Annotated in this window: 6 protein-coding genes and 1 tRNA gene; all 7 read left to right on the forward strand. The window is 30.5% G+C overall.

All coding sequences use genetic code 11. The features are described 5' to 3' along the window. The first annotated feature begins 66 nt into the window (after nucleotides 1-66). The 7 genes from JJD95_RS19720 to JJD95_RS19750 all read left to right on the forward strand — a co-directional run bounded on the left by JJD95_RS19720 (nucleotide 67) and on the right by JJD95_RS19750 (nucleotide 4169). Nucleotides 67-141, forward strand: a tRNA-Glu gene (locus JJD95_RS19720). 161 nt (nucleotides 142-302) lie between these two features. After that, entirely contained in the window at nucleotides 303-995 is a 693-nt protein-coding gene (sfsA, locus tag JJD95_RS19725; protein WP_291645159.1) for a DNA/RNA nuclease SfsA, read from the forward strand. Between the two features lie 55 nt (nucleotides 996-1050). Further along, nucleotides 1051-1539 (forward strand): NUDIX domain-containing protein, encoded by a 489-nt coding sequence (locus tag JJD95_RS19730; RefSeq protein ID WP_291645161.1) that lies wholly within the window; start codon nucleotides 1051-1053, stop codon nucleotides 1537-1539. A gap of 10 nt (nucleotides 1540-1549) precedes the next feature. Next, on the forward strand, nucleotides 1550-2251 hold the full coding sequence (locus tag JJD95_RS19735) for a hydrolase (RefSeq protein ID WP_291645162.1): 702 nt from the start codon (nucleotides 1550-1552) through the stop codon (nucleotides 2249-2251). A gap of 39 nt (nucleotides 2252-2290) precedes the next feature. Further along, nucleotides 2291-2467, forward strand: a complete 177-nt coding sequence (locus tag JJD95_RS19740; RefSeq protein ID WP_291645169.1) for a hypothetical protein — start codon at nucleotides 2291-2293, stop codon at nucleotides 2465-2467. 137 nt (nucleotides 2468-2604) lie between these two features. Next, nucleotides 2605-2802 (forward strand): hypothetical protein, encoded by a 198-nt coding sequence (locus JJD95_RS19745; RefSeq protein WP_291645165.1) that lies wholly within the window; start codon nucleotides 2605-2607, stop codon nucleotides 2800-2802. A gap of 293 nt (nucleotides 2803-3095) precedes the next feature. Further along, nucleotides 3096-4169 carry an alanine--glyoxylate aminotransferase family protein gene (locus JJD95_RS19750; protein WP_291645167.1) on the forward strand — a complete coding sequence of 358 codons (1074 nt, stop codon included), beginning with the start codon at nucleotides 3096-3098 and terminating at the stop codon, nucleotides 4167-4169. Nucleotides 4170-4354: the final 185 nt, after the last annotated feature.

A 4354-nucleotide genomic window follows, 5' to 3' on the forward strand; every position in this document is an offset into this window, starting at 1 on the left:
AGAGCACATGACTTTTAATCATGGTGTCCGGGGTTCGATTCCCCGGTAAGCCACCAAATTTTATAAGGCTCCTTGGTCAAGCGGTTAAGACACCACCCTTTCACGGTGGTAACAGGGGTTCAATTCCCCTAGGAGTCACCAGAAAAAAAGTCCTTGCGATTGTAAGGACTTTTTTGTTTGTATTTTTTTTGTGGAGTAATATGTATATTTCCACAGAAAAACTACTAGGACTGTGGATAATGATGGATTATTGTTGATAACTTTTATAAATTAGTGTATATTTAAAAAATGGAGATGAAAATATGTTTATAAACGAAAGAGTTTTTATTGCTGAATTTATAAGTAGACCGAATAGATTTCAAGCTTATGTAAATTTAAATGGTGTTGAATTAATGGTTCATGTTCCTAATACGGGAAGATGTAAGGAGATATTAACCTCTGGATCTAAAGTTTTATTAAGAGAAGAGCTTAATCCTAGTCGAAAAACACTATATGACCTAATTGCAGCATATAAAAATAATAAAATTATTAACATAGATTCACAAATTCCTAATAAGGTTGTTGATGAAGCATTAAAAAATAAAAAAATACAAAAATTGGTTAAATACAATACAATACAGAGAGAAAAAACATTTGGAAATAGTAGATTTGATTTCAGGCTATCCAATAATTTAGATGAAGTATATTATCTTGAGGTAAAGGGTGTAACATTTGAAGCTGATGGTAAAACTATGTTTCCAGATGCACCTACAGAAAGAGGAAGAAAACATATATTAGAACTTATAGAGGCTAAAAAAACAGGTTTTGGAGCTGGAATACTATTTCTTATTCAGATGAGTGATATTAGTGATTTTTCACCATATGATACTATGGACCAAGCTTTTGGTGATACATTAAGATTAGCTAAGGAAAATGGTGTTGATATTTTTGCTTATGAGTGTGAAGTTGGAGAAAAATTTATAACTTTAAGTTTGCCAGTTTCAGTTATTTTATAATTTAATTAGATTTAAATAAATCGACAATAATATTAGGGATTAGGGAGGTAATAAATTGAAATTTAAATATTGTCCACATTGTGGAAGTGAATTAATTGAAAAATATAGCTGGGATGAAGGCACGGTACCATATTGTAACGTAGATGATATTATGTTTTTTGATACACCTAAACCATGTGTAATAGTTGCTGTTATGAAGGGTAAAGAAATTTTACTCCTTAAACAAAGTTATACGTTTAAAAATTCAAAAGTATTAGTATCAGGGTATGTAACTAATGGAGAGTCCGTCGAGGAAACTGTGTATAGAGAAGTTAAAGAAGAAACAGGAATAACTGTTGGAGATATAAAATATTTGGGAAGCGAGTATTACGCTTCTAAAGAAATTATAATGTTAACTTTTAGTGCTATGTATGTTGAAGGAGATATAATTATATCTTCAGAAGTTGAATTGGTTGAGTGGACAAACATAGATAATGCATTGGGTGAAATGAGTGAAGATGAGATAGGTAAAAGGGTTGTTAGAAAATTAATAAGTGAAAGGTAGATGGATGAAAATGGAAAAAAATAAAGAAGCTAAAAAGGTACCTCAAATAAAAGGGATTTTGAGAAGCCATATGATAGAGCTACCAAGCGTAATAAGAGAAGCTAGTGGTATTGTAATCTTTGGGAAAAGATTAAAGTCCTTTGTTTTTACTACAGATGTAGCTGTTATAAGAAATACAAACGCTGATGCAATTATAGCGGTATATCCATTTACACCTCAACCAATAATAACTGAAGCGTTATTATTAGCATCAGATGTACCATTATTTTGTGGTGTTGGGGGAGGAATTACTACGGGAAAGAGAGTAACAAATTTAGCACTAGATGCTGAATTTAAAGGAGCTATGGGGGTAGTAGTTAACAGTCCGATAACAAACGAAGTTATAACACAAGTAAGGGAAACCATTGATATTCCAATAATAGTTACGATTGTATCAGAATTCGAAGATATAGAAGCAAGAATAAGTGCAGGAGCAACTATACTGAATATTTCAGGAGCTAAAAAAACAGCTTATATAGTTAGAAAAATAAGAGAAAAACATCCAGACTTTCCCATAATAGCCACGGGAGGACCAACTGATAGTACTATCTTAGAAACAATACAAGCAGGAGCTAATGCAATTACCTATACGCCAACAATAGCTACGAATATTTTAAACGAAATAATGATTAAGTATAGAAGAAAATATGAGTTAGAAAATGAAGAAAGGTAATATAATATATACGTTAATGAGAAAGTAATATAGATTAAAATGGTAGGTGATAAAATGGCTGTAGGTGGAGATAACTGTGATAAATGTCCTGAATATGCTACAAAAAAGTGTGATGGTAAAAATCAGGACTGCATATGTAAAAGATGCCCGAGAAATTTAGGGCAGTGTTTAACCACAAAATACTGTAGAGAAACTGAATCAATAATTAATATTTAAAACTATAAATATAGGTCTATAAGTTGTAGTAGTTGTGTTAATTATGTGGGTGGAGAATGCACAGGGGAATTATTCTAAGAGATTAGGGGAATAATAATGATAAATTGATTAACTCAATAATAAGGAGGAGATTATTTATGCCCAAAATAGAATATAATGAACAGATGATGCATGTAGCAAATAGTTGTAATGGATATAACGCAGTAAGGTCAGGATTTCAATCGTCAATAGGTACAGCATTTAGTAAAAGCTGTGGTAATTGTGAGCATTTAAAAAATGATAAATGTAATGTTAATTTATACGACAAAGTTTTGGCATCCTTAGATCAAGGTTAATGAAAAAATTAATTCACTGATATTCTAATAGTGATTATTAAAAGGTAGATAATTACATAAAAAATTATAAGCTACCTTTTAATAATACGAAGAATAGAAAATAGTAACAATATTTTTAATAATATAGTTTTTTATATAAATAATGTACATAATATGCTAAAATTATCTTGAAGTAATGGTTGTCATATTGTGAATTTTGCATTTAAGTGGTAAAATAAAGAAGTTATAGTGACTTCAAGACAAATCACAAAATGAATAAAAAATGGCGAAAGCCAAACCTTGGAGGTTAAATTATGCATAAAAGATTATTTATACCAGGACCGGTAGAAGTATCGGATGATGTACTTCAAAAAATGGCTACGCCTCAAATATCACATAGAGGTAAGGAAGCATCTACGTTACAAAGAAACATAAGCGACAAAATGAGAAAAGTATTTAATACTAAAGAAGAAATATTACTTTCCACTAGTTCAGGAAGTGGACTTATGGAAGGTGCTGTTCGTTCGTGTACAGCAAAAAGAGCGGCAATATTTTCAGTAGGAGCATTTGGAAACAGATGGTTTGAAATGTGTACAGCTAATGCAGTACCAGCAGATAAATTTGAATCTGAATGGGGACAGCCAACAACTCCAGAAATGATTGAAAATGTGTTAAAAACTGGGGAATATGATTTGATAACTATTACTATGAATGAGACTTCAACTGGACTTATGAATAATATGGATACCTTATCTGAAATTTATAGAAAATATCCAGAAGTTATAATATGCGTTGATGCAGTAAGTAATGCTGCTGGAACAGAAATAAATGTAGATAAGTGGGCTATAGATATTTGTATAACTTCAACTCAAAAATGTTTAGGACTACCAGCAGGAATGGCTATTTGTTCATTCTCAAAAAAAGCAGTAGAAAGAGCAAAACTAGTTCCAAACAGAGGATTATATTTTGATTTGTTAGGACTATATGAATGTATACAAAAGAAAAATTATCAATATCCTTCGACTCCATCACTTGCACATATGTTTGCTTTAGATTATCAATTGGATAAGATAATAGAAGAAGGCTTAGAAAATAGATATGCTAGACATATTGCTGGTGCTGAGCTTGTAAGAGCATGGGCTACAAAATACTTTGAAGTATTCCCTAATAAAAATTTTTTGTCAAACACATTAACTAATATTAAAAACACAAGAGAGATTAATGTTTCTGACTTAAACAAGCAATTAGGAGAAAAAGGCTTTATGATTTCAAATGGTTATGGAAAATTGAAAGAGAAGACATTTAGAATAGCACATATGGCTGAAACTACAACAAAAGAAGTAGAAGAGCTTTTGTCAATAATTAATGAAATTTTAGGCCTTGAATAATAAAAATATAAAATTAAGAATGAAAAATTATAATGTGATTTTTCATTATATAGGAAACAGCTTGCGGAAATCACTGTGGATAACATTCTAGCTGAAATATACATAGAAAAAATCAGATAAATATGAGATGATTAAATCATGAATAAAAATAAGATTACTATAAAACAAATATTCGAAGATAATTA

This window comes from Clostridium sp. (assembly GCF_016650035.1).
GTDB lineage: Bacteria > Bacillota > Clostridia > Clostridiales > Clostridiaceae > Clostridium_AD.

What these genes read in the sequence shown, in the direction of transcription:
- JJD95_RS19740 (WP_291645169.1), top strand. Translation starts at nt 2,291, where the DNA reads ATGGTAGGTGATAAAATGGCTGTAGGTGGAGATAACTGTGATAAATGT.
- sfsA (WP_291645159.1), top strand. Translation starts at nt 303, where the DNA reads ATGTTTATAAACGAAAGAGTTTTTATTGCTGAATTTATAAGTAGACCG.
- JJD95_RS19735 (WP_291645162.1), top strand. Translation starts at nt 1,550, where the DNA reads ATGGAAAAAAATAAAGAAGCTAAAAAGGTACCTCAAATAAAAGGGATT.
- JJD95_RS19745 (WP_291645165.1), top strand. Translation starts at nt 2,605, where the DNA reads ATGCCCAAAATAGAATATAATGAACAGATGATGCATGTAGCAAATAGT.
- JJD95_RS19750 (WP_291645167.1), top strand. Translation starts at nt 3,096, where the DNA reads ATGCATAAAAGATTATTTATACCAGGACCGGTAGAAGTATCGGATGAT.